This window comes from Nonomuraea sp. NPDC003201, assembly GCF_053590415.1.
Map to the genome: position 1 here is coordinate 1 of NZ_JBSFTC010000175.1, position 23232 is coordinate 23232.

Below are 23232 nucleotides of genomic sequence, written 5' to 3' on the forward strand. Positions count from 1 at the left end.
GCCCGGGTGCCGGTTCCACACCCGGTGCGCGCACGTCCGCGCCGAGCTGTGCCGCACCGACGTGCCCGACCTGCGCGCGTACGGCGAGCGGCGGGCGGCCTGCCACCACGCGGCCGAGCTCACCCTCGCCGGGGTGGGGTCAATGGCACGTGAAGCGGAGGTCGACGGCCGGATGGCCGGGCGGGACGTGTAGCCGCAGGCGGTGGACGGTGTCGGGGCGGCCGTGGTGGTCGCGGGTGGCGAGCGTCTCGACCGTCGCCGCGAACCCGGGATGGTCGAGGGTGACCAGGCCGTCCCAGCTCACCCGGTCGCCGCGCGCCTCGGGGCGGATCCGGCTGATGAACACCTCCTCGACCGGGACGTCGCCGGTGAACTCGTCACGCAGGTCGAGCCGGCCGTCCCGGTGCCAGCGGAAGCGGCGGACCACGGGCGACGGGTAGGCGGAGCTGAGGTCGAGCGCGAAGGTCAGGCCGTCGGGCGTCTCGGCGTACTCCAGCACCTCGGCGCGCCCGCCGCGCTGGGGGACGCCGCCGACGACCGGGAGCGAGTGGCCCTCCGCCGAGGGATGCAGGAAGGTGTGGCGCCGGTCGCCGAAGTAGTCCCGCGTGTACTCGCCGGCCCCGAGGTCGTCCAGCACGTTGCGGCCGCCGGCCCTGAGGACGAAATGGCCGAGGTCGTCGTGGTTGTGCGGCTCGTCGTTGTGCCCGCCCTTGGCCGCGAAGCCGTGGCCGCGCTCCCCCCGGTCCACCACCCAGGACAGGTCGGGCAGGTAGCTGGTGGTCTCCACCGGCCGTGACGGCACCGGGCGGTACCAGGCGAGCGTCCTGGACAGGTGGCCCCACCGGTAGCAGTGGTCGGCGTGGAAGGAGGGGACGGCGTCCGGCCCGGGGGTGCCGAAACGCTCGGCCAGCCTGGTGAGCAGGCCGGCCGGGAGGAACGGGTCGTCCGTGGTGTCCGAGAACGGCACGTGCCCGCCGTCGGCGAAGCGCACCCGGTGCGGGAACGCGGCCATCGCGGCCACCTTGGGATGGTCGAGCAGATCCTCCCCGGTGCGCTCGCGCAGCGCCTCGGCGAAGTAGACGAAGTAGCCGAACCCGTAGACCCAGTACGCGACGCCTTCGACGCAGCCGCCGTCGTCCCCGTACCCGTCCAGGAACCGCCGCATCGCGACCCGGCACCGCTCAAGCACCGGCTCGGGGTCGTCCAGCACGGCGAGCGCCGCCATCCCGGCGGCGCCCCCGCACACCGCCTCCCAGTTGTTGCCGAACCCCTCCCACTCCATGGGACGCGGGTCCAGGAACCGGTCGAGGACCCGTTTCCCGACCTCGGCGCGGGCCCGCTCGCCGACCACCGGGTCCACCCGCCCGGCGAGCTCGGCCAGCGTGTGGGCGGTCTCGCAGGCGAACAGGTCGACGGGCATCGACCGGTGGGCGGGCAGCACCCACGTGTACTCGTCGCAGGTCGCCCACACCACGTCGTCGAGCGCGTCCCCCAAGGGATCACGCAGGGCCAGGGCCGCGAGCCTGGCGCGGCGGCCGAAGTAGCGCCGCTCATAGCCCAGCCGCTCTCCCGTGCGCCCGTACTCGCGGAAGGACGTGTACGGCAGGCCGGGCAGCGGCTCGTCGCTCGCCGCGACCTCGCGGATCTCGCGTTCCAGAGCGGACAGCACGGGTCCGATCATAAAGAAACGGGCGGCTCGGCATTCCGCCGGGCCGCCCGCTTTGCCGGGTCAGCCGCTGGCGAGCGTGAAGCCCTGCTCGGTGCCGAAGGCGGTGATGCGGTCCTGCCACGCCTTCAGCGCGCCGGCCAGGTCGCCGCCGCCGTCGATGGCCTGGCCCACGGTGTCCTTGAAGACGCTGTTGGCGTACACCTGGAACGGCAGGTACTGCCAGCCGGGGTTGACGACGGCCGAGGCGTCGCCCAGGACCTGGTTGATCTTCTGCCCGCCGAAGAAGTCCAGCGGCGCGTCACGGAAGGCCGGGTCGTCGAGCAGCGCCTTCGTGGCGGGGAACAGCCCGGCCTCGGAGTTCAGCGACTTGACGGCCTCCGGGTCGGAGTTGAGCCACTCGGCGAAGGCGACGGCGGCCGGGATGTTCTTGCTCTGCGGGATGACCGCGACCGACGAGCCGCCGTTCTCGGAGTTCATCGGCTTGGCCGCGTCGAACTGCGGCATCGGGGCGACCGCCCACTTGCCCTTCGTCTTGGGGATGGAGTTGATGATGCCGTTCGGGGCCCAGGCGCCGGTCAGCCAGGCCGCGTACTTGCCGGAGCCCATGCCCTTCCACCACTCGTCCGTCCAGCCGGGCTGCGGATCCACCAGCTTCTCGCCGAGCAGGGTGGTCCAGGTGCTGACCCACTGCTTGACGCCGGGGTCGGAGGACAGCGTGACGCTGACCGAGCTCTCGCCCGAGGTCTTGAACGGCGCGCCGCCCGCCTGCCAGATCATGCTGTCCACGCCGCCGGCGTCACCGGGGTCGATGCTCGTGAGGAAGTTGTCCGGGTTGTCGGCCTTGATCTTCTTGGCCGCGTCCACGAACTCGGCCCAGGTGGTCGGGGGCTTGATCTTCAGCTTGTCGAAGATGTCCTTGCGGTAGAACATCGCCATGGGGCCGGTGTCCTGCGGAATGCCGTAGACGCCGCCGTTGATCGCCACCTGGCCCCACGCGGCGGGAGCGAACTTGTCCTTCAACGAGGCGGCGCCGTAGTCCGCCAGGTTGACGACCTGCTTGGCCAGCGCGAACTGCGGGAGCGCGAAGTACTCGACCTGCGCCACGTCGGGCGCGCCGGAGCCGGCCTTGATCGCGGTCTGCAACTTGGTGTACTGGTCGGCGGACTGCCCCGCGTTCACCACGTTGACCTTGATGTTCGGATATTTCGCCTGGAAGCGGGCGACGGTCTTCTCGACCCCCGTGACCCAGGTCCAGAACGTCAGCTCGGCCGGCTTGCTCAGCGCGTCCTGAACGGCCGCCGTCGCGCTCGGGGCGGCGGCCGGTGCGGTGGCGCCCCCTCCAGAACCGCCACCGCATGCGGCCAGCGCCAGCGACAGGGCCGCGGCGACACCGGCGGTCATCGCATGTCTTCTCATGATGTTTCCTCACTCACGGGGGGTTACTGCTTGACGCTTCCGGTGGCCAGGCCCGACTGCCAGTACCGCTGGAGCACCAGGAAGGCGACGATCAACGGCACGATGGACAGCAGGCTGCCGGTCAGGATGAGCTGGTAGCTGGCGTCGCCGGCGCCCGAGGTCCCGCTGTTGGCCTGGGCGTTCCACTGGTTCAGCCCGACGGTGAGCGGGAACCAGTCCGGCGAGTTCAGCACGATCAGCGGCAGGAAGTAGTTGTTCCAGGTCGCGACCAGCGCGAAGAGCAGCACCGTGACGAACCCGGGGGCCAGCAGCCGCAGGGCGATGGTGCGGAAGATCCTGAACTCGCCCGCGCCGTCGATGCGGGCCGACTCCAGGATCGAGTCGGGCACGGCGTCGGCCGCGTAGACCCGCATCAGATAGAGGCCGAACGGGCTGCACAGCGCCGGGATGAGCACCGCCCACGGGGTGTCGACGAGCCCGACCTGGCTGAAGAGCAGGTACGTCGGCACCGCCAGGGCCGTGCCCGGGATGGAGATCGCGCCGAGCACCATCGCGAACAGCAGCTTGCGGCCCGGGAAGTCGTACTTCGCCAGGGCGTACCCGCCGAGGGTGGCCAGCAGGGCGGCCCCGCCCGCGCCCACCACGGCATAGAGCACGGTGTTGCCGAACCAGCGCAGGAAGATGCCGTTCTGGTAGCTCAGGGTGTCGCCGATGTTGGCGAACAGGTGGAAGTCCCCGCCGAACCAGAGCCCGAAGGTCGAGAACAGGTCGCCGCTGCTCTTGCTGGCGTTGGCCAGCAGCCAGAACAGCGGGAGCACCGCGTACGCGAACATCACCAGCATGATCACGGTGAGGGTGACGCTCTTCCTGCGGCGCCTGGGGACGCCGGTCACAGGGCCGGTCACAGGGCCGGTCACAGGGCCGGTCACAGGGCCGGTCACAGGGTCTGCTCCCTTCTCGCCGTGATGAGCTGCACGGCGTACGCGACCACGACGGTGACGAGGCCGAGGACCACGGCGACGGCGGCCGAGTAGTTGATCTGCTGGCCGTTGAAGGCGAGGTTGTAGGCGTACATGTTGGGCGTGTAGCCGGTCGAGATCACCGCGGGCGCGAGCTTCTGCAGGATGTTCGGCTCGTTGAAGAGCTGGAAGCTGCCGATGATCGAGAAGATCGTCGCCACGAGCAGCGCGGGGCGCAGGGCGGGCAGCTTGATGCTCCAGGCGATGCGGATGGCGCCCGCGCCGTCCATCTCGGCGGCCTCGTAGAGCTCCTCGGGGATGGCCCGCAGCGCGGCGTACAGGATGATCATGTTGTAGCCGACGTACTCCCAGGTCACCATGTTGCCGATGGAGGTCAGCATCCAGGGGCGCGACAGCAGGTCGGGGGCCGTGACGCCGAGCGCGTCGCCGATCTGGCCGACCAGGCCGAACTGGTCGCCGTACATGTAGCCCCACAAGAGGGCCGCCACCACGGCGGGCACCGCGTACGGCATGAAGATCGAGATGCGGAACAGCGACGGCCAGCGCAGCCGGCCGCTGTCGATGGCGAGCGCGCACCCCAGGGCGATGAGCAGCATGACGGGCACCTGCACGACCAGGAAGAGCGCCACGCGGAGCAGGCCCGCCCCGAACAGCGCGTCGCCCAGGGCTCGGGTGTAGTTGGCCACTCCGGAGAAGACCGTGCCGCCGATGAGGCGGTCCTGGAAGAAGCTGAGGTAGATCGCGTACGCCAGCGGCGCGACCACCGCGACCAGGAAGACCACGAAGAACGGCAGGAAGAAGGCGTAGCCGGCGACCCGCAGGCGCAGGAGCGGCCGGCCGAGGCCGGGCCGCGCGGCCCGCGCGGTCATGTCGTGCTCCTCTGCGATGTTCGCGCTGCCACGAATACTGGCACTGAGCTCTCCTTGTCGGGGGCCATCTGCGGCGGATGAGCCGCGCTGCTACCTGCGCCACCGTGGGTCTGCCCGCTGCGGTAGCTGCGATGATCGTGTGTTTACGTAAACATGAAGAAGGTGTCCCGTAGTCTGGAGCCGCCGCAGGATCATGTCAATAGGTAACCGTCAGTTAACATACGTGGCGATTTGGTGGTCTTTTATGTCGACCTCCCGCAGCCATTGACGACTGAGGCATGTTTACGTAAACATCTGGCGAGAGCATCGGACGATCAGAGGTGGCAGTTGGACGGGACGACCCAGGAATCACCGGCGGGACGACGCTCGCGCAGACGGCCGTCCATGGCCGACGTCGCCGCGATGGCCGGGGTCTCCAGCCAGACGGTCTCCCGGGTGGTCAACAACCGCAGCAACGTCGAGGAGGAGACCCGCCGGCGCGTGCTGTCGGCCATGCGGGTCCTCGGCTACCGGCCCAACACCGCCGCGCGTGCCCTGGTCACCGGCCAGTTCCGCACCCTGGGCCTGATCAGCTTCGGGCTGTCCAGCTTCGGCAACGCCCGCACCGTCGACGCCGTCACCCGGGCGGCGCAGCGCGCCGGCTACACCGTGAACATGATCGCCGTCGAGTCGCAGACCGAGCAGGCCGTGCACGAGGCGTTCGACCAGCTCACGGTGCAGGCGGTCGACGGCATCGTGCTCATCGAGGCGCAGATCCTCGACACCCCGTCGCTCCGGCTGCCGCCGGGCGTCCCGGTCGTGATGGCCGACGGCGACGTCAGCCACCGCCACCCCATGGTGGACACCGACCAGGCCCTCGGCGCCCGGCTCATCACCCGCCACCTGCTCGACCTCGGTCATGAGAGCGTCTGGCACGTCGCCGGGCCCGAAGACTCCTACGCCGCGCGGCGCCGGGCCGAGTCCTGGCACGCCACCCTCAAGGAGGCGGGGGCCGCCACTCCGCAGTTACTGTTCGGCGACTGGAGCGCGGCCAGCGGATACAAGGCGGGCCGCGAGCTGGCGCGACGACCCGGCGTGACGGCCGTCTTCGCCGCCAACGACCAGATGGCCCTCGGCGTGATGCGCGCGATGATCGAGGCGGGTCACCGCGTCCCCGAGGACGTCAGCATCGCCGGCTTCGACGACCTCGACGAGTCGGCCTACCTCTCCCCGCCGCTCACCACCGTCCGCCAGGACTTCGACGTGGTGGCCGAGAAGATCGTGGCGCTCATGATCGGCCAGATCGAGACCGGGGCGGCCCCGTCCGCCACCGCTTTCGTCGCCCCCGAGCTGGTCGTCCGGCAGAGCACCGGCGCGCCGCCCCGTTCGTGACCCAGAAAGAAGGGAGGAGCGGCGGACCTCGCCCCCGTGAGGCCGCCGCGCCGACGATGAACGCCGTTCCTCGCGATGTCAGCCCGGTCTCCGGGACCGCCGGCGCCCCGTCACCGGCCGACCGGCTCCGGCGCCGGCTCGGCGGCGTGGCCTTCGGCGGCGACTACAACCCCGAGCAGTGGCCGGCCGAGACCAGGGCGGAGGACCTGCGGCTCATGGCCGAGGCCCGGGTGAACCTCGTCACCGTCGGCGTGTTCGGCTGGGCCCGCGTGGAGCCGGCGCGCGGCGCGTACGACTTCTCCCTCTTCGACCAGGTCCTGGATGACCTGCACGCGCACGGGATCACCGCCGACCTGGCCACCATGACGGCCTCGCCGCCGCCCTGGCTGGTCCACGAGCATCCCGAGATCCTGCCGGTCACCGCCGACGGGACCGTGCTCGGCCCCGGCGGGCGGCAGCACTTCTGCCCGTCCAGCCCGGTCTACCGCGAACGCGCCGCGCTGCTGGCCGAGCGGCTGGCCGAGCACTATCGCGGCCACCCGGCCCTCGGCCTGTGGCACGTCGGCAACGAGTACGGCTGCCACATCCCCGCCTGCTACTGCGAGGTGTCGGCGGACGACTTCCGCCGCTGGCTGCGCGAGCGGTACGGCGACGACATCGAGGCGCTGAACGACGCCTGGTCGACGGACTTCTGGGCGCAGCGCTACGCCACCTTCGACCACATCCGGCCGCCCCGCGTGGCTCCGACGTACCCCAATCCGGCCCAGCAGCTCGACTACCTGCGCTTCGGCAACGAGGCGCTGCGCGCCTGCTACGACCTGGAGGCCGGCATCCTGCGGCGCGTCACCCCCGACGTGCCGATCACCACGAACTTCCTGGCCGGCCTGAAGGCTGTGGACGTCTTCGACTGGGCTCCCGGGCTGGACGTCGTCGCGGTCGACTCCTACCCCGACCCCCACGACGAGCGGCCGCACCTCGGCCCCGGCCTGGTGTACGACACGATGCGCGGCGCCGGCGGCGGGGACCCGTGGATCCTCATGGAGCAGGCGCCGAGCGCGGTGAACTGGCGGGCCAGGAACGCCGTCAAGCAGCCGGGCCAGATGCGGCTGTGGAGCTGGCAGGCGGTCGCGCACGGCGCCGACGCGGTCCTCTACTTCCAGTGGCGGCAGTCACGGGGCGGCGCCGAGAAGTTCCACTCCGGCATGGTGCCGCACGCGGGCGCCGACAGCAGGGTCTACCGCGAGATCGTGGCGCTCGGCAGGGAGCTGGCCTCGGTGCCCGACCTGGCCGGCACGCGGGTGCGCAACCAGGTGGCGATCCTGCTCGACTGGAACAGCTGGTGGGCGCTCGAACTCGACTCCCACCCCTCCGACGGCGTGCGCCAGCAGGACCGCCTGCTCGACCACTACGGACCCCTGTTCGAGCTCGGCGCGGGCGTGGACGTGGTGCCGCCGTCGGCCGACCTGACCGGCTACCGGCTCGTCGTCGTGCCCAACCTGTACCTGCTGGCGGGCGAGGACGCGCGGCGCGTCTCGGCGTACGTCGCCGGCGGCGGCGCGCTGGTCGTCTCGTTCTTCAGCGGCATCGTGGACGAGCACGACCGCGTCCACCTGGGCGGCTATCCCGCGCCGCTGCGTGAGGTCCTCGGGGTGCGGGTCGAGGAGTTCTGGCCGGCGGCCGAGCACGAGACGTTCCCCGTACGGGGCTGCGGTGCGCTGGCGCACCTCGAGGGGACGGCCGACCTGTGGCGCGAGGACCTGCGCCTCACCGGGGCCGAGCCGGAGGTCGTCTTCGACGGTCCCGACGGCCGCCCGGCCGTGACCAGGCACGACTTCGGCGACGGAACCGCCCGCTACCTGTCGACCCGCCTCGACGAGCCCGCCATGCGGGCGGTCCTCGCGCGGGCGCTCGCCGAGGCGGGCGTCACGCCCGCCGTCGAAGGGCTGCCTCCGGGGGTCCAGGCGAGCGTGCGCGCCGGCGCCGGCCGCCGCTTCCTGATCCTGCTCAACCACACCGGCGAGAAGCACGACGTCACCCCCGGTGGCGAGTGGACCGACGCCCTCTCCGGCGAGGACGTCGAGTCCGTCACGCTGCCGCCCTCGGGCGTCGCCGTGCTGCGATCCGTGGCGGGTCAGTAGACGAAGGGCCAGCCCGCGCTGTCGTACCCGAGGAGGTTGATCCCCAGCAGGGGCGCGCCGTTGTCGGCGTAGTAGTGGTAGTAGAGCACCTCGGCGTCGCTGTCGGGGACCACCGCCTGGTGGCCCGGCCCGTGCACGCTCCCGTGCCCGGCCAGGACCTGGGTGCCGCCGCCCGAGGTCATGGCGACGCCGTTGCGGTCCACGTACGGGCCGGTGACGTTGCTCGAACGGCCGACCATGATCCGGTAGGTGCTGCTCGCCCCCTGGCAGCAGGCGTCGAACGACACCCACAGGTAGTAGTGCGAGCCGTGCCGGAAGATGAACGGCGCCTCGATCGCGGTCGTGCCGGTGCGCTGGGCCAGGCCGGTGATCGAGGTGCCGAGGCGCTTGCCGGTGGCGGGGTCGAGCTGGACGAGCTTGATCCCGGTCCAGAACGACCCGAAGGAGAGCCACCAGCGGCCCTGGGCGTCCACGACGAGGTTCGGGTCGATGGCGTTGTAGTTGCTCGACGAGGTGGTCGAGATGATCATGCCCTGGTTGGCCCAGGAGCCTGACGCGCCCGTGGTGCTGGTGGCCAGGAAGATCGCCGAATTGCGCGAGCCGAACGTCGACGCCGAGTAGTAGAGGTAGTAGCGCCCGTTGCGGTAGGAGATGTCGGGCGCCCACAGGCTGGCGCTGCCGCCGGTGTACGACGTGGTCCACGGCGCGCCGCCGGGGAAGACCACGCCGGCGTTGTGCCAGGCGGTCCGGTCGGTCGAGGTCTTGATCGTGATGTTGTCGCCGGTGTGCACCAGCAGGTAGGAGCCGTCGGGGCGCTTGACCACGCTCGGGTCGTGCACGCCGATGTCGCCCGTCACCCGCCCGGGATTGGGATAGGCCGCCGGGGGAGTGGTCGGCGTGGCCAGGGGCACGGGCTCGGGCCGTACCGCGGCGGCGCCGAGCAGGAGGGCGACGAGAGCTCGTTTCCACATGACGTGACCTCGGCGGTTGGGGGGCTTGACTGCGACCGTCAGGGTTACCGGTCACATGAGTGGTGTCAAGCACGCCTGCCGCCCTCGCAGGTCGGGCGCCTGAAACTTTCACACCCGACCCGCGCGCCGCTCATGACGAGGGCGGCTCGGCCAGCTCGCGCAGGCGGCGCAGCGTGCGCCCGTACGGCGCTCCCATCGGTCCGAGGGCCGAAAGTACTACCCCGCCGGCGGCCGAAAGGCCGAACCAGCACGAGCCCTTACGCCGATGAACCGGCACCCTCGCGATTGCCACCATCGAGCCATGACCCACACGAAGGCGGGCCGGCTCATCCCCGCCGGACTGCTCGTCCTCAGCGCCGTCCCCGTGATCGCGGGCGCCATCCGCGCGGCCGAGCTGGCCGGCGGCGCCGCCATCACCCCGGACAACGCCCGCTTCATCGCCGCCCCCGCGCCCGTGCTGCTGCACATCGCCGGCGTCACCGTCTACAGCGTCCTGGGCGCCTTCCAGTTCGCGCCCGGCTTCCGCCGCCGCAGGCCCGCCTGGCATCGGGCGGCCGGGCGGGTGCTGGTGCCGGCCGGTCTGGTCGCGGCCCTCGCCGGGCTGTGGATGACCCTCTTCTCCGACCTTCCGGCCGGCGACGCCGGGCTCCTGACCGTCTTCCGGCTGGTGGCCGGTTCGGCCATGGCCGGCTCCCTCGTCCTCGGCTTCGCCGCGATCCTGCGCCGCGACGTCGCCCGGCACCGCGCCTGGATGATCCGCGCGTACGCCCTCGCCATGGGCGCGGGCACGCAGGCCGTGGTCCTGTCCGCCTGGTACGCGGCCACGGGCGCCGATCCCTACGGCGTCACTCGGGCCCTGCTCCACGCCCTGGCCTGGGGCATCAACCTCGCCGTGGCCGAATGGGCCATCCGCAGGACGGCCCCCGGTCAGCCGGTCGGCGGGGCGGATCAGCCGATCGGTGGGGTGAGGGGCTCAGCCGCCGATTCATGACATGGACGGATGTGTGGCTCGCTGCCGGATTGAGAGGCTGACGACCCCTAGCCAGTCGGAAGGAGCGAGAACACATGCCAGAAGCGAGCGAGGGAAGTACGGGCGCGGCGGTGAGCCGTCGTGGGGTGCTCGCCGGTGCGGGCGCCGCGGCGGTCACCCTGCTGGGCACGGGCGACGCCGAGGCCCAGGCCGCGCCGGAGGCGTTCGGGCCGGTGACCGTACGTCCGGGCGACATCCGCTACGACCAGCTGCTGCGCGGCAACAACTTTCGCTTCGTCGGCCGCCCGGACGAGATCCGCGTGGCCGGGTCGACCGAGCAGGTGGTGCGCGCGGTGCAGGAGGCGGTGCGGTCCGGCCGGCGGGTCGCCGTGCGCAGCGGCGGGCACTGCTTCGAGAACTTCACCGCCGACCCGGCGGTGCGGATGCTGCTGGACCTGTCCCCGATGGACGCGGTCGGCTACGACGCCGGCCGGCGGGCGTTCTCCGTGCAACCCGGCGCCACCCTCGGTCACGTGTACCGGACGCTGCTCACCGGCTGGGGCGTGACGATCCCCGGCGGCAGCTGCCCGGAGGTGGGCGCCGGCGGGCACTTCGCGGGCGGCGGGTACGGGGCGCTGTCCCGGCGGTACGGCTCGGTGGTGGATCACTTGTACGGCGTGGAGGTCGTGGTGGTCGACCGCGACGGCACCGCCCGCGCGGTGGTCGCCACCCGCGACCCGGACGACCCGAACCACGACCTGTGGTGGGCCCACACCGGCGGGGGCGGCGGCAACTTCGGCGTGGTCACCCGGTACTGGCTGCGCTCGCCCGGCGCGACCGGCACCGACCCGTCCCGGCTGCTGCCCCCGGCGCCGCGGCGGATGGTGCAGCACGTGGTCATCTGGTCCTGGGAGCACATGACCGAGCAGGCGCTCACCGGGCTGATGCGCAACTTCGGGACCTGGCACAAGCGCAACAGCGCCCCCGGCTCTCCTTACGCCGGGCTGTACGGGCTCCTCCAGCCCTCGCACCGCTCCGGCGGGACCGTCATGCTGGTCGCGCAGATCGACGCGGACCTGCCCGGCGCCGACGACATGGTGACCGGCTTCGTGTCGGCGGTGACGGACGGGGTCGATCTCACCCCGGTGTACGACCAGCGGCGGACGATGCCGTGGCTGCACCGGATGACCTGGCCGGGCAGCGGCGAGCCGGGCGACGTGATCACCCGGCGGTACAAGATCAAGGCCGGCTACCTGCGCCGCTCGTTCACCGAGACCCAGCTGGCGGCCGTCTACCGCAACCTGGAGAACGAGACCGGCGGGCCGGGCGCCGGCATGCTGCTGGTCGGCTACGGCGGGCAGGTCCGCGCGGTGGCGCCCGGGGCCACCGCGATCGCCCAGCGCGACGTGGTCATGAAGGCGGTCTACCAGACGATCTGGGACGAGGAGAAGAAGGACGAGGCCAACCTCGCCTGGGTCCGCGAGTTCTACCGCGACGTGTACGCCGGCACCGGCGGCGTACACGTGCCCGGCGAGGTCAATGACGGCTCCTACATCAACTACCCGGACGCCGACCTGGCCGACCCCGCGTGGAACACCTCGGGCGTGCCCGCGCAGACGCTCTACTACAAGGACAACTACCCGCGCCTGCAGCGGGTGAAGGCCCGGTGGGACCCGCGCAACGTCTTCCGGCACGCCTTGGCCGTCGAACCTCCCCAGGCCGGTTGACCGGCATCCGGGCTAGATTGTCCGCCGGGGGCAGGCACCGGGGAGGAGGACGCGGATGAGCGATCCGCCGACACGGTGGTCCGTGGCGTTGACCGCCGGGCCGTACGCGCTGCTGGCGCTGCTGACCGGTGTCACCGTGGCCATCAAGGGCTCGGCGGGCGAGTCCCTGATCGTCGACCTGGTCCTGTGCGCGCTGATGGCGGCGTGGATGCTGGGTGTCTTCACGCTCCGTCCCGCCTGGCGCGAGCGGGCGCCGGTGATGGCGATGTTCTGCGCGGTGCTGATCCTGCTCATGGCGATCCTGGCGATCAGGGACCCCTGGTTCGGGGCCTTCACCCCCGCCGGGTACGTCTACGCCTTCCGGCTCCTGCGCTGGCCGTGGCAGCCGGCCGGCGTCGGCGCGGTGGCGGTGGTGGCGGGCACGGCGCAGGCGTACGGCGTGGACAAGACCACGGCCGCCGGTCTGGCCACCTACGCCGCCGTCGTGGCCGCGAACGCCCTCCCCATGTGCGCCTTCGCCTGGTTCGCCCGGCGCGGCGCCCGGCAGAACGAGGAGCGGGAGCGCGCGCTCCAGGAGGCCCGCGAGGCGAACCGCAGGCTGGCGGCGTCGCTGGCCGAGAACGCGGCCCTGCACGAACGGCTGCTGGCGCAGGCGCGCAACGCCGGCGTGCAGGACGAGCGGCAGCGGATGGCGCGGGAGATCCACGACACCCTGGCGCAGGGGCTGACCGGCATCGTCAGCCAGCTGCGCGCGGCCGAGCACGCCGGCGACGACCCGGCGGCCTGGCGCGGGCACGTCGCCGCCGCGACCAAGCTGGCCAGGGAGAGCCTGTCGGAGGCGCGGCGGTCGGTGCACGCGCTGCGTCCCGAACCGTTGCGATCGGCCATGCTGAGCGAGGCGCTGGCGGGCGTCGCCGAGCGCTGGTCGGCGCTGCACGAGATCCCGGTCCAGGTCACGACGACCGGTACGGCGCGGCCGATCCGGCCGGAGGCGGAGGCCGCGTTGCTCAGGATCGCGCAGGAAGCCCTGGCCAACGTGGCCAAGCACGCGCGGGCGACCAGGGTGGGGGTGACGCTGTCGTACCTGGAGCACGAGACGGCCCTGGACGTCCGCGACGACGGCGGCGGCTTCGACCCGGCGCTGCTGGACGCCGCCGACGGCTTCCGGGCCGATCGCGGCGGGTTCGGCCTGATCGCGATGCGGCAGCGGATGGAGAGCCTGTCCGGCACGCTGCAGGTCGAGTCGGAGCCGGGCGCCGGCACGGGCATCTCGGCCCGCGTCCCCGCCGAGCGGGCGGAGGTGAACGCGTGAGCGGCCCCGCCGACCCGATCGGGCTGCTGATCGTGGACGATCATCCGGTGGTCAGGGACGGGCTCGCCAGCATGTTCGCCCGCGACCCGGAGTTCGAGGTGCTCGGCGAGGCCGCCGACGGGGCCGAGGCGGTCCGGCTGGCCCAGGCCCTGCGTCCGGACGTGATCCTCATGGACCTGCGGATGCCCGGCATGGACGGGGTGAGCGCGACCAGGGAGCTCGCAGAGCGGGGAAGTCAGGCCCGCGTGCTGGTGCTGACCACGTACGACACCGACAGCCACGTGCTCCCCGCGATCGAGGCCGGCGCCACCGGATACCTCCTCAAGGACGCTCCCCGCGACGAGCTGCTGCGCGCGGTCCGGGCGGCGGCCCGGGGCGAGGCGGTGCTCGCGCCGTCGGTGGCGGCCCTGCTGATGAGCCGGGTACGCCGGCCCGCCCCGGGGCCGCTCAGCCCGCGCGAGGTCGAAGTGCTGCAACTGGTGGCGGCCGGAGCCACGAACCGGGAGGCGGCGGCCAAGCTGTTCCTCACCGAGGCCACCGTCAAGTCCCACATGCTGAACATCTACGCCAAGCTCGGGGTGAACGACCGCGCCGCCGCCGTCACCGAGGCGTTCAACCGGGGGCTGCTCATCCCACGGAATCCCCGGTTGTGACGGGTCATCGCCGGATACGGTCGGATCATGCGCGTTCATCGACCTGGATTCGTGGCACTCGCCGTACTGGCCGCGTTGTCCGGTGGGTGCGGTGGCGCCGCGCCGGCCCCTGGCGGGGCGGGCCTGCCCGCGCCGCCGGGCACGGGCAAGGGGCCACTGGCGGGCAAGGTCGTGGTCCTCGATCCCGGGCACAACGGCGGGAACGCCGCGCACCCCGATCAGGTCGACCGCCAGGTCGACATCATCACCAAGAGCAAGGCCTGTAACGCCGTCGGCTTCAAGACCGCCGACGGGTACGAGGAGAACGCCTTCGCCTGGAGCGTCACCCAGCACCTCAGGCCGCTCCTGGAGACGATGGGCGCCCGGGTCGTGCTCACCCGGAGCAACGACGAGGGCATCGGTCCCTGCGTCACCGAGCGGGCGGCCATCGGGAACGACGCCAGGGCGGACGCGGTGGTGTCCATCCACGGCGACAGCGGCAAGCCGAGCGGGCGTGGGTTCCACGTGATCACCCCTGGACTGATCGCCGGGCGCAACGACGAGGTCATCGAGCCGTCCCGCAAGCTCGGGCTGGCGATCCGCGACGCGTACCGGGACGGCACCGGCATGCCGTACGCGAACTACCGAGGCGAGGACGGCCTGCGGTCGCGCACCGACCTGGGCGGGCTCAACCTGTCGACGCGGCCGGTCGTGTTCATCCAGTGCGGCAACATGCGCAACGCGGGCGACGCCGCCAAGATGACCGACGTCGCCTTCCGCAAGCGCATCGCCGGCTCGCTGGCGAACGGGATCAAGAACTATCTCACCGGCGCCTGACTCGGTCGCGGTGCCGGTCAGTACGTGGCGGGCAGCTGGGTGGTCAGGCCGGCGGTCACGGCGAACGGGACGGACGTGACGCTCGCGGTGGCGGCGGTCAGGCCGGTGGCGGTGGCGCGCAGAGCGATGGTGCCGGGCGTGCGGGAGGCCCGGATGAAGACCCGGTTCACCCCCGCCTCGGTGTCCAGGTAGGGCTTGTGGACGCTGCCTGGTTTGCCCGGGTTGAAGCCGCCCAGGAAGGCGGCCGGGCCGATGCGCGTGAAGTCGACCCGGGCCTGGTGGGTGGGCATCCGGCGGCCCTGCGCGTCCACGGCCGCCCGGACGCGGACGTCCCGGAGCGCGCTCCGCACGAAGCTCTCGTCGCCCGAGGCTGCCAGATAGAAGCCCGCGCGACAGGCGCAGCGGCCCGCCGGCCGACAGGGTGAGGAAGCCGTCGGGGGTGAGCGTGCCGCGCAGGTTCCGCGCCCAGGCCCGCCGCTGTTCGAAGGTCATCCCGGCCCGCTCGTCCTGCAACGCGATCCGCCAGTCGCCGAACGCGAAGAGCAGGACGGGGCCGGCGGTGTACACCCGAGCGGACCGGGCCAGAGCGTGACGTCGCCGGTGAGGCGGCGGATCATCGGCCGGCCGGCGGCGGTCTCGGCCTCGCCGTACAGCGGGGCGGTCAGGGAGCGGAACGCCTCGCCCTTCCCGGCGCCGGTGAGGGTGCCGCTGGTGTACGGCCGGGCCCCCAGCGACGCCAGGTTGAGACCGGCCGGGTAGGTCACCTCCGCCCGCGACCCGTCGGGGAACGTGACCCGCAACGTCCTGGTCCCGCCCGTCCCGCTCGCCTCCGGGTAGACGGCGTTGGGATTCACCGTGACCGCCTCGCGCACCGGCTCCGGCTTTGGTGGTGTGGGGCGGCTCGTGTCCCGGCTCGTGAGAATCCCGATGAGCGACCCGATGAGCGACCCGATGAGCGACCCGATGAGCGACACCGCCGCGAGAGCGGCCGGTACCGCGGTCCCTGCCCGGCGTGGCCTGCGCGGGCCCTGCTCGATGATGTCGACCCGGCCCGCGGTCATCGGCCTTTCTCTGTCGTAACGGCTGTACCCACCCCAGTTCAGACCATCGGCGGGTGCGACGCCACGTCGGGCACGGGAATGTGATCCAGCGCACTATTCCCGTTAACTTCTCTGACGGGCCAATGTCGGTTTGATCGACATACTGTCGGCGTGGCCGCACCCCCTCAAGGAGGTTCGTCGATGGAACGCCGTAATTTCCTGCGCGCGACCGTGCTCGGCGCGAGCACCGTCGCCTTCTCCGGCAGTCTGTGGCAGGGCGCCGCCCTGGCCGCACCGGCGCAGAACGCCCCCGGTCCCTACGGCCCGCTGCAGGCCGCCGACGCCAACGGCATCCAGTTGCCGGCCGGCTTCACCAGCCAGGTGATCGCCCGCTCCGGCCAGTCCGTCCCGGGCACGTCCTACACCTGGCACAACGCCCCTGACGGAGGCGCCTGCTTCGCCGACGGCAGCGGCTGGATCTACGTCTCCAACTCCGAGATCAACCCCGGCGGTGGCGCCTCGGCCATCCGCTTCGACTCCGGCGGAGCCGTCACCTCGGCGAACCGGATCCTGTCCGGCACCCGGCAGAACTGCGCGGGCGGGAAGACGCCCTGGAACACGTGGCTGTCGTGCGAGGAGGTCAGCCTGGGCTTCGTCTACGAGACCTACCCGTTCGGCGGCACCGCCGTGCAGCGGCCCGCGATGGGCCGCTTCAAGCACGAGGCCGCCGCGGCCGACCCCGTACGGCAGGTGATCTACCTCACCGAGGACGAGACCAACGGGCGTTTCTACCGGTTCGTCCCCACGGCGTGGGGCGACCTGTCCTCCGGCACCCTCCAGGTGCTGGTGGCGGGATCGGCCACGTCGGGCTCGTTCACCTGGGCGAACGTCCCGGACCCGGACGGCTCGCCGACGGCGACGCGCAGCCAGGTGTCCGGCTCCAAGTCGTTCAACGGCGGCGAGGGCTGCCACTACGCCGACGACACGGTCTGGTTCACCACGAAGGGCGACAACCGGGTGTGGCAGGTCAACCTGACCAGCAACACCTACGAACTCGCCTATGACGACAGCCTCGTCAGCCCCGGCACCCCGCCGCTCACCGGTGTCGACAACGTCACCGGCTCCACCTACGGCGACCTGTACGTGGCCGAGGACGGCGGCAACATGGAGATCTGCCTGATCACTCCCGACGACAAGATCTCCGCGTTCCTGCGGATCAGCGGCCAGAGCTCGTCGGAGATCACCGGCCCGGCCTTCAACCCCGCGGGCAACCGGCTCTACTTCTCCTCCCAGCGCGGCACCTCGGGGTCGTCGTCCGGCGGCATCACCTACTGCGTGACCGGCCCGTTCCGGACCTGACCCGGAAAGGCGGAATGGGTCGCCGGAGTGATCCGGCGACCCATTCACGTCAGCCGCGCGGGTTCCAGCCGGTGACGTCGACGTCCAGCCCGAGGCGGCGAGCGATGTCGTCCCACTTCACATACTTGAAGTTGGTGTTCTCGCGCACCTCGCCCTCAGGATCCGTCGCCTCGGGGGTGTTGGCGCCGTCGTGGGTGACGAACAGGCCCTTGGGGAAGCGGCGGCCGAGCGGCACGTTGATCACCATCGTCCCGTCGCTGCCCTGCACGCCGTCGATGCCGCCGCTTTCGCCGACGCGGAAGGAGCCGAGGTAGGCGTTCTCGCCACTGCGGTCATAAACGGCGAAGGTGTCGCTGCCCTGGCTGGAGGCGATCAGGTAGCCCTTGCCGTCCTTGCCGTAATAGATGGTCAGGCCCTCGGCGTCCGCCGTCAGGTGGTCGCCGCCGTATCCGGGGTCGGTTCCGGGGGAGCACTCCTCGGTGGCGGGGTCGTAGGTGGCCGGTACGCCGTACTCGCGGACCCGGTCGACCAGCTCCGGTGAGCCGGTGAGATCGCCGGAGATGCGCCAGATGCCGACGTCCTCCTGGGCCGCGTAGAGCGTGCCGGTCTGGGCATCGACGACCATGCCTTCGATCTGCGGGCCCACGCCGGGCTCGTCGCACGGGCTCCAGCTCTGGCCGTTCGGAAGGGTGAAACTCGACGGGAGATCGATGGTCCGGAGCGTCGTGTAGCCGATCTTGCCGCCGGGGGCGTCGGTGAGCTTCAGCAGTGCGAGCCGCGTGGTGTGCCGGCGGCTGACCAGGACGTAGGTGCCCGAGCCCCGCTTCCACGTCGCGAGGCCGTACACGGTCTCGGCGTCGTTCACCTCCGCCTGCGTCGCGTTGAAGATGAACGGCGCGGCGGGGTCGGTGACGTCGGTGAGCGGCTGCCGGTTCTGGCCCGCCCTCGCCGGAATGATCCGGTAGACGCGCAGCTTGTCGGAACCACGGTCGGAGGCGACGAAGACATCCGACCGGCCCGCCTTGGACGCGTGCCCGTAGACGACGTCCACGTTGTTCAGCCGGCCCGGCTCGTCGTCCTGACCCGGCGCGGCCGGTGCGGGCAGGTGCTGGAGCTGCCTGCCGTCCAGGTCGTACAGGTAAAGACCGCCCTCCTTGGCGGTGGTCGCGATCAGGCTCTCCGCCGGAGAGGCGGGGTGGACCCAGATCGCCGGGTCGTCGCCGTTGGCGTTGCCGCCGGCCTCGTCGTCGAACAGTGGCGGGGTCTCGATCCGCGGTTCGACGGCGGGCAGGTCTTGCGCGGTCGCCGGTGGGACCAGGGCACCGAACAGGCCGATCGTCAGCGCTGCGGACGCCAGCGAGGTCAGGGGGCGCATCTACTTCTCCTCATCAAGGAATCTTGCTGCCTTGATCCTCATGAGCGAAGCCGACCGGACCATGAACCGAACCGGAACTTCCGCCCAAATCGAGACGCTGCCCCTCAGGGACCGGCCTGTCGCCGGTGGACGACGCGCCTGATCACCTGTCCGTCGGCGAGGTCTACCGGCGGGCGCCGTTCCGGCGAGTCACGGCTCGCGCGTGACGGGCGCGAGCCACATCCCGACGAGCGCGTCGATCAGCCCGGTCGCGGCGTCGTGCCAGGTGGCGCGGGGTGTGGGGGCGCCTTCGGCGAGCGCGCGCTCGCGGTCGGCGCACGTGAGCACGATCAGCTGGCGGGCCATGTCGCCGCGCTCGGCCCGCACCTCGGCGGGCAGCTCGGGCAGGCACCGGTTGAACCCCTCGACGGTCTGCCGCAGCGAGGGGGAGGAGCGGGTCTCGTCACCCATGATCGCGCGGAGCGCGGGGTCGGTCATCACCTGGGCGACGAAGCGGGCGTACCAGGTGGGGGAGCCGAGGTCCGCCAGGTGCTCGGTGACCGGGCGCACCATGCAGGCGACCCAGTCGCGCACGTCGGCGGAGTCGCCGAGCTCGGCCACCATCCGCTCGCGGATCCGCTCGACCGGTTCGGCGTGTTTGCGGGCGATCGCGCGTACGAGGTGGGTCTTGGTGCCGAAGTGGTAGCCGACGGCCGCGTTGTTGCCCTGCCCGGCGGCCTCGCTGACCTGGCGGTTGGAGACGGCGAGCACGCCGTGCTCGGCGAACAGCTGCTCCGCCGCCGCGAGAATCCGCTCGCGGGTCATTCCGGCGCGCTCGGCGCGTACGGTCTTGCCGGTCATCGGCACCACCGTACCGGAACGTCACGCCTGCTCACGAGGACCTCCTTCGGGGGCCTGACCGTCGGTTGTGTTCAGTAAATCGACGCTGTTAGCCTTAAGTCAAGCGACTGATTTACTAATACCTCGTCGTTTGCTTCCCTCAACCCCGCAACGGAGACCTCGCATGGCCAACATCCCCGCCCGCCGCGCCCACGCGGCCGACCCCCCGCGGTCGAGCACCTTCGTGGTGGTGCTCGCCTTCGCCGGGATCGTGGTGTCGTTGATGCAGACCCTGGTGATCCCGCTGGTTCCCGAGCTGCCCAAGCTCCTGGGAGCCCCGGCGTCCGACACCACCTGGGCGATCACCGCCACCCTGCTCGCCAGCGCGGTCGCCACACCGGTGGTGGGACGGCTGGGTGACATGTTCGGCAAGCGGCGCATGCTCCTGTTCAGTCTGATCCTGCTGGTCGCCGGGTCGGTCGTGTGCGCACTCAGCGACTCCCTGACGCCCATGATCGTCGGGCGGGCCCTGCAGGGCCTGGCCTCCGGCGTGATCCCGCTCGGCATCAGCATCATGCGCGACGAGTTGCCCGCCGAACGGCTCGGCTCCGCGACCGCGCTCATGAGCGCCTCGCTCGGCGTGGGCGGCGCACTGGGCCTGCCCGCCGCCGCCCTCATCGCCGAGAACGCCGACTGGCACGCGCTGTTCTGGACCGCGGCCGGGCTCGGCGTCGTGGCCCTGGTCCTGGTGCTGGCCCTCGTGCCCGAGTCCGCGGTGCGCAGCGGCGGGCGCTTCGACCTGGTTGGCGCCGTCGGGCTGTCGGCCGCGCTGGTGTGCCTGCTCCTGGCGATCTCCAAGGGTGCCAGCTGGGGCTGGGGTGATCCGCTCACGATCGGCCTGTTCGCCGCGGCGGTCGTGGTGCTGCTGCTGTGGGGCTGGTGGGAGCTGAGCATCCGCGAGCCCATGGTGGACCTGCGCACCACCGCGCGGCGTCAGGTGCTGTTCACCAACCTCGCCTCCACCATGATGGGCTTCTCGATGTTCGCCATGTCCCTGGTGCTGCCGCAGCTGCTGCAGCTGCCGGAGGCCACCGGCTACGGACTGGGCCAGTCGATGCTGGCGGTGGGCCTGGTGATGGCGCCGTCCGGCCTGGTGATGATGGTGCTGGCGCCGCTCTCGGCCCGCCTGTCCGCGGCCAAGGGGCCCAAGGTCACCCTGATGATCGGCGCCGTCATCGTCGCCGCCGGTTACGCGCTCAACATCGGGCTGATGTCCGAGCTCTGGCACCTCGTCCTGGTCTCCTGCATCATCGGGGCCGGCATCGGATTCGCGTACGCCTCCATGCCCGCCCTCGTCATGGGGGCCGTGCCGGTGTCCGAGACGGCCGCCGCCAACAGTCTCAACACCCTCATGCGCGCCGTCGGCACCTCCGTCTCCAGCGCCGTGGCGGGCGTCGTCCTGTCGCAGATGACCACCACGTTCGGTCCCGTCGCCCTCCCTTCCGAGGACGGCTTCCGCGTCGTCATGGGCATCGGCGCCGGAGCCGCCCTCCTCGCCTTCGTCCTGGCCGCCTTCCTCCCGCGCCGGAGCGCCGCCGCCCCCGCCACGGCGCACGCCGCAGCTCCGGCGCCTTCCGCGCAGGGGCCCGCGCAGGTGGCCGAGCCCGCGTACGCGGCGGTGGGCACCGCCTGGACGGACGCGCCGGACGGCGGCGTCGAGATCCGCGGCATCGTCAGTGGCGACGACGGCCACGCGGTCGGCCACGCCACGCTGACGCTGATCGACTCGCGTGGCCACCAGCTCTCCCGGGCCGTGACCCTGGCCGACGGCGGGTACGCCATCTGGACGCCCGGCATGGGCACCTACGTCCTGATCGCGTCGGCCGCCGAACGCGACCCGCAGGTGGCCACCCTCGTCGTGGGCGACCGGCCGGTCGACTTCAACCTGATCCTCACCGGCTCGAACAAGCTGACCGGGGTGGTGCGCGACCTGGAGGGCAAGCCGGTGTCCGGGGCGGTCGTCGTGCTGACCGACGTCCGCGGCGAGGTCGTCACCACGGGCGCGACCGACGGGGAGGGCTCCTACAGCCTGTCCGGCGTGACCTCGGGCGGCTACACGCTCGCGGTCAGCGCGGACTCCTTCCGCCCGGCCGCCGTCCCGGTCGAGGTCGCCGGCGCCGGCCACACCAGGCAGGACGTCGAGCTGCGGCCCGGCGCCCGGATCCGCGGCACCGTACGGGTGGGCGACGGCGGCCCGCTGAACGACGCGCGGGTGACGCTGCTGGACGCGGCCGGGAACGTGGTCGGCACCACGACGACCGGCGAGGACGGCGCGTACGCCTTCGCCGACCTGACCGGCGGCCAGTACACGCTCATCGCCACCGGATACCCGCCCGTGGCCGACACCGTGAGCATCAACGGCCGCGACGACGACGACCGCGACCTGTGGCTGGTCCACGCCGACTGACACCCGACACCGCGACGACCGCCCGAAGGGACGAGCAGGGAGAGCAGGAGCACCATGTACACCAGCCAAGAGCAGGCCGGGCGGAACGCCACGGCAAGCCGGCAGACCGAGCGGAGCGCCCCGGGGAGCCCTCAGAGCGCTCCGGCAGGCCGACACGGCGAGCGGGGCGCCCCGGCCGGCCGCCGGGGCCTGCACGCCCTGATCCGCACCAAGGACGGGTGGGCCGTGCAGCACGCGATCGTCACGGTGACCGACCTGACCGGGCAGCAGGTCGCGCGGGCCGAGGCCGACGCCGAGGGCGTCGTGTCGACCGGCCCGCTGGCGCCCGGCGTCTACACGGCCGTCGCCACCGCGGCCGGATACACACCGGCCGCGATGACGGCCATCGCGACCGGGTCCGGCGCCGCCGAGCTGGGCACGGTGGTGCTGGCCCGGCAGGGCGGCGTCGACCTTCCCCCGCCCGGGATCTGGACACTCGACCCGGCCCACTGCACGATCGCGGCGACCGCCCAGCATCTGGGGCTCAGCACCGTACGGGGACGGTTCACCCAGTTCGCCGGGCGGATCGAGGTCGGCACGGACCCGGAGACCTCGTCGGTGGCCGCCGACATCGTGGCGGCCTCGATCGAGACGGGGAACGGCACCCGGGACGACCATCTCCGCTCGGCCGACTTCCTGAACGCCGCCGCGTACCGGATGATCTCCTACCGCAGCACCGGGCTCACGCCCGCGGGCCCCGACCGGTGGATCGTGCACGGGACGCTGACGCTCGCGGGGGTGCAGCGGCCCGTCGACCTCGACCTGGCCTACCTCGGGACCGGCCCCGACCCGTGGGGCGGCCTGCGGGCGGCGTTCCGGGCCGGGACGGAGCTGCGCCGCGAGGACTTCGCGATGACGTACAACCAGGTCGTGCGGGCCGGGGTCAACCTGATCGGGTCGACGCTGAAGGTGGAGCTGGACATCCAGGCCGTGCAGGGGGCGTCCCTGCCCTAAGCGAGAGTTTCCTGCAGTACCAGACAGGCAGACGACGGGCGGGCCCGCGGACCGTGCCGCCCGGGTGTCCAGCGGCGTGGCCGGGCGGGCGACAAGCGCGACGTGCACGGCGCCTGCATTTACGCGCCCCGGTTGGTGCCCCACACGCTCCAACCGATCACGTCGACCGCGGAGATCCTCGTCATCAACAACCCCAGTGAGACTAGAAGGGCAGGCGTTCCTGGTGGGGTCTGACTCAATCAAACCCTGACCTCGACGGTGAGTGTCTTTGCTCCGATCTGCCGGTT

At 71.9% G+C, this 23232-nt stretch carries 19 protein-coding genes and 2 pseudogenes; 12 read left to right on the top strand and 9 right to left on the bottom strand.

What is annotated here, in order from left to right; translation table 11 throughout:
- Positions 1-193: pseudogene (locus ACWDX9_RS39940) on the top strand (dipeptide/oligopeptide/nickel ABC transporter ATP-binding protein); the annotation flags it as partial.
- Here ACWDX9_RS39940 and ACWDX9_RS39945 read toward each other — a convergent pair.
- The 4 genes from ACWDX9_RS39945 to ACWDX9_RS39960 are packed head-to-tail and all read right to left on the bottom strand — an operon-like array spanning position 140 to position 4934.
- A complete protein-coding gene (locus tag ACWDX9_RS39945) occupies positions 140-1669 on the bottom strand; it encodes a hypothetical protein (protein WP_449963819.1) in 1530 nt (509 codons plus the stop codon). The pseudogene ACWDX9_RS39940 and the gene ACWDX9_RS39945 sit on opposite strands and share 54 nt — an antisense overlap.
- 60 nt (positions 1670-1729) lie before the next feature.
- A complete protein-coding gene (locus ACWDX9_RS39950; RefSeq protein WP_449963822.1) occupies positions 1730-3085 on the bottom strand; it encodes an ABC transporter substrate-binding protein in 1356 nt (451 codons plus the stop codon).
- A gap of 23 nt (positions 3086-3108) precedes the next feature.
- Positions 3109-4026: a carbohydrate ABC transporter permease gene (locus ACWDX9_RS39955; RefSeq protein WP_449963824.1), complete on the bottom strand. Its 918-nt coding sequence runs from the start codon at positions 4024-4026 to the stop codon at positions 3109-3111.
- The gene (locus ACWDX9_RS39960) at positions 4023-4934 is read right to left on the bottom strand and encodes a carbohydrate ABC transporter permease (RefSeq protein ID WP_364248966.1); all 912 of its coding nucleotides are present in this window, start codon (positions 4932-4934) and stop codon (positions 4023-4025) included. Before ACWDX9_RS39960 ends, ACWDX9_RS39955 begins: the two co-directional genes overlap by 4 nt.
- A gap of 384 nt (positions 4935-5318) precedes the next feature.
- Between ACWDX9_RS39960 and ACWDX9_RS39965 the strand changes: the two genes are divergently transcribed.
- Both ACWDX9_RS39965 and ACWDX9_RS39970 read left to right on the top strand, forming a co-directional pair.
- Entirely contained in the window at positions 5319-6305 is a 987-nt protein-coding gene (locus tag ACWDX9_RS39965; RefSeq protein ID WP_449963827.1) for a LacI family DNA-binding transcriptional regulator, read from the top strand.
- 56 nt (positions 6306-6361) lie between these two features.
- Positions 6362-8443: a beta-galactosidase gene (locus tag ACWDX9_RS39970; protein WP_449963830.1), complete on the top strand. Its 2082-nt coding sequence runs from the start codon at positions 6362-6364 to the stop codon at positions 8441-8443.
- Here the strand turns inward: ACWDX9_RS39970 and ACWDX9_RS39975 are convergent.
- Positions 8437-9414, bottom strand: coding sequence for an arabinan endo-1,5-alpha-L-arabinosidase (locus ACWDX9_RS39975; protein WP_449963833.1), 978 nt, complete (start codon positions 9412-9414; stop codon positions 8437-8439). The two genes, ACWDX9_RS39970 and ACWDX9_RS39975, sit on opposite strands and share 7 nt — an antisense overlap.
- Before the next feature lie 301 nt (positions 9415-9715).
- On the opposite strand from ACWDX9_RS39975, the gene ACWDX9_RS39980 reads away from it, so the two are divergent.
- The 5 genes from ACWDX9_RS39980 (at position 9716) to ACWDX9_RS40000 (ending at position 14892) form a co-directional block, all read left to right on the top strand.
- Positions 9716-10405 (top strand): DUF2306 domain-containing protein, encoded by a 690-nt coding sequence (locus ACWDX9_RS39980; protein WP_449963836.1) that lies wholly within the window; start codon positions 9716-9718, stop codon positions 10403-10405.
- A gap of 74 nt (positions 10406-10479) precedes the next feature.
- Positions 10480-12111: an FAD-binding oxidoreductase gene (locus tag ACWDX9_RS39985; RefSeq protein ID WP_449963839.1), complete on the top strand. Its 1632-nt coding sequence runs from the start codon at positions 10480-10482 to the stop codon at positions 12109-12111.
- Between the two features lie 55 nt (positions 12112-12166).
- Entirely contained in the window at positions 12167-13423 is a 1257-nt protein-coding gene (locus tag ACWDX9_RS39990; RefSeq protein ID WP_449963841.1) for a sensor histidine kinase, read from the top strand.
- A complete protein-coding gene (locus ACWDX9_RS39995; RefSeq protein WP_449963844.1) occupies positions 13420-14076 on the top strand; it encodes a response regulator in 657 nt (218 codons plus the stop codon). The genes ACWDX9_RS39990 and ACWDX9_RS39995 overlap by 4 nt, the downstream gene beginning before the upstream one ends.
- Before the next feature lie 27 nt (positions 14077-14103).
- Positions 14104-14892, top strand: coding sequence for an N-acetylmuramoyl-L-alanine amidase (locus ACWDX9_RS40000; RefSeq protein ID WP_449963847.1), 789 nt, complete (start codon positions 14104-14106; stop codon positions 14890-14892).
- 17 nt (positions 14893-14909) lie between these two features.
- On the opposite strand, the gene ACWDX9_RS40005 is transcribed toward ACWDX9_RS40000, so the two are convergent.
- Positions 14910-15242, bottom strand: coding sequence for a hypothetical protein (locus ACWDX9_RS40005; RefSeq protein ID WP_449963849.1), 333 nt, complete (start codon positions 15240-15242; stop codon positions 14910-14912).
- Positions 15243-15380: 138 nt separating this feature from the next.
- Positions 15381-15953 (bottom strand): hypothetical protein, encoded by a 573-nt coding sequence (locus ACWDX9_RS40010; RefSeq protein WP_449963852.1) that lies wholly within the window; start codon positions 15951-15953, stop codon positions 15381-15383.
- Positions 15954-16133: 180 nt separating this feature from the next.
- On the opposite strand from ACWDX9_RS40010, the gene ACWDX9_RS40015 reads away from it, so the two are divergent.
- A complete protein-coding gene (locus ACWDX9_RS40015; protein ID WP_449963854.1) occupies positions 16134-17291 on the top strand; it encodes an alkaline phosphatase PhoX in 1158 nt (385 codons plus the stop codon).
- Positions 17292-17340: 49 nt separating this feature from the next.
- On the opposite strand, the gene ACWDX9_RS40020 is transcribed toward ACWDX9_RS40015, so the two are convergent.
- Positions 17341-18666 carry a phytase gene (locus tag ACWDX9_RS40020; RefSeq protein WP_449963857.1) on the bottom strand — a complete coding sequence of 442 codons (1326 nt, stop codon included), beginning with the start codon at positions 18664-18666 and terminating at the stop codon, positions 17341-17343.
- Positions 18667-18855: 189 nt separating this feature from the next.
- Positions 18856-19506 carry a TetR/AcrR family transcriptional regulator gene (locus tag ACWDX9_RS40025; protein ID WP_449963859.1) on the bottom strand — a complete coding sequence of 217 codons (651 nt, stop codon included), beginning with the start codon at positions 19504-19506 and terminating at the stop codon, positions 18856-18858.
- A 163-nt stretch (positions 19507-19669) separates the two neighbouring features.
- Here ACWDX9_RS40025 and ACWDX9_RS40030 point away from each other — a divergent pair.
- The 3 genes and pseudogenes from ACWDX9_RS40030 to ACWDX9_RS40040 form a co-directional block, all read left to right on the top strand.
- Positions 19670-21133: pseudogene (locus tag ACWDX9_RS40030) on the top strand (MFS transporter); the annotation flags it as partial.
- 207 nt (positions 21134-21340) lie between these two features.
- Complete coding sequence (locus tag ACWDX9_RS40035) at positions 21341-21952, top strand: MSCRAMM family protein (protein WP_449963865.1); 612 nt, start codon at positions 21341-21343, stop codon at positions 21950-21952.
- A gap of 54 nt (positions 21953-22006) precedes the next feature.
- On the top strand, positions 22007-22945 hold the full coding sequence (locus tag ACWDX9_RS40040; RefSeq protein ID WP_449963862.1) for a YceI family protein: 939 nt from the start codon (positions 22007-22009) through the stop codon (positions 22943-22945).
- The last annotated feature ends 287 nt before the right edge of the window (positions 22946-23232 follow it).

Coding starts and splice junctions, on each gene's coding strand:
- ACWDX9_RS39950 (WP_449963822.1), bottom strand. CDS start 3,085: ATGAGAAGACATGCGATGACCGCCGGTGTCGCCGCGGCCCTGTCGCTG.
- ACWDX9_RS39960 (WP_364248966.1), bottom strand. CDS start 4,934: ATGACCGCGCGGGCCGCGCGGCCCGGCCTCGGCCGGCCGCTCCTGCGC.
- ACWDX9_RS39965 (WP_449963827.1), top strand. CDS start 5,319: ATGGCCGACGTCGCCGCGATGGCCGGGGTCTCCAGCCAGACGGTCTCC.
- ACWDX9_RS39970 (WP_449963830.1), top strand. CDS start 6,362: ATGAACGCCGTTCCTCGCGATGTCAGCCCGGTCTCCGGGACCGCCGGC.
- ACWDX9_RS39975 (WP_449963833.1), bottom strand. CDS start 9,414: ATGTGGAAACGAGCTCTCGTCGCCCTCCTGCTCGGCGCCGCCGCGGTA.
- ACWDX9_RS39980 (WP_449963836.1), top strand. CDS start 9,716: ATGACCCACACGAAGGCGGGCCGGCTCATCCCCGCCGGACTGCTCGTC.
- ACWDX9_RS39985 (WP_449963839.1), top strand. CDS start 10,480: ATGCCAGAAGCGAGCGAGGGAAGTACGGGCGCGGCGGTGAGCCGTCGT.
- ACWDX9_RS39990 (WP_449963841.1), top strand. CDS start 12,167: ATGAGCGATCCGCCGACACGGTGGTCCGTGGCGTTGACCGCCGGGCCG.
- ACWDX9_RS40000 (WP_449963847.1), top strand. CDS start 14,104: ATGCGCGTTCATCGACCTGGATTCGTGGCACTCGCCGTACTGGCCGCG.
- ACWDX9_RS40010 (WP_449963852.1), bottom strand. CDS start 15,953: ATGACCGCGGGCCGGGTCGACATCATCGAGCAGGGCCCGCGCAGGCCA.
- ACWDX9_RS40015 (WP_449963854.1), top strand. CDS start 16,134: ATGGAACGCCGTAATTTCCTGCGCGCGACCGTGCTCGGCGCGAGCACC.
- ACWDX9_RS40020 (WP_449963857.1), bottom strand. CDS start 18,666: ATGCGCCCCCTGACCTCGCTGGCGTCCGCAGCGCTGACGATCGGCCTG.
- ACWDX9_RS40025 (WP_449963859.1), bottom strand. CDS start 19,506: ATGACCGGCAAGACCGTACGCGCCGAGCGCGCCGGAATGACCCGCGAG.
- ACWDX9_RS40035 (WP_449963865.1), top strand. CDS start 21,341: ATGGGCACCTACGTCCTGATCGCGTCGGCCGCCGAACGCGACCCGCAG.
- ACWDX9_RS40040 (WP_449963862.1), top strand. CDS start 22,007: ATGTACACCAGCCAAGAGCAGGCCGGGCGGAACGCCACGGCAAGCCGG.